The 344-nt window shown below is 42.7% G+C and carries 1 protein-coding gene; it reads right to left on the bottom strand.

Features of this window, described 5'->3' with window-relative positions; genetic code table 11:
- A partial coding sequence (locus LZP73_RS19525) for a hypothetical protein (protein WP_326490369.1) occupies positions 1 to 185 on the bottom strand: 185 nt, incomplete at its 3' end.
- Between the last annotated feature and the right edge of the window lie 159 nt (positions 186 to 344).

The following is a 344-nucleotide window of genomic DNA, read 5'->3' as shown; positions in this document are numbered from 1 at the left end:
TCAACGTTTTTCTCCTCATTAAAACAGGGAATGATAATGGAGATAGACGGATTATCTTTCAACTGGGGGGCTGGTGCGTTTTCTCCCCACGGCCAGTGGCGTTCACGATAGACCCAGAAATAGACGCCGCCAACAATCCACATAATAGACATAAAAAACGGCCAGAAGAAAACGAACCTCATCATCAGTTCACCAGAGTGAAAGTACGCTACGCATAGGGGGATGCATAACACCAGACATAATATAAAAAACGATACGATGCGATTAATCATTTTTCGGATACCAGGCTGTTGAAAACTCAGGACGAATAACGTCTATTTCAGGTTGGTTATGCAGAAAATTGT

The organism is Shewanella sp. AS16 (assembly GCF_021412365.1).
Lineage (GTDB): Bacteria > Pseudomonadota > Gammaproteobacteria > Enterobacterales > Shewanellaceae > Shewanella > Shewanella salipaludis.
This window is presented reverse-complemented; position numbering and strand designations above follow the sequence as displayed.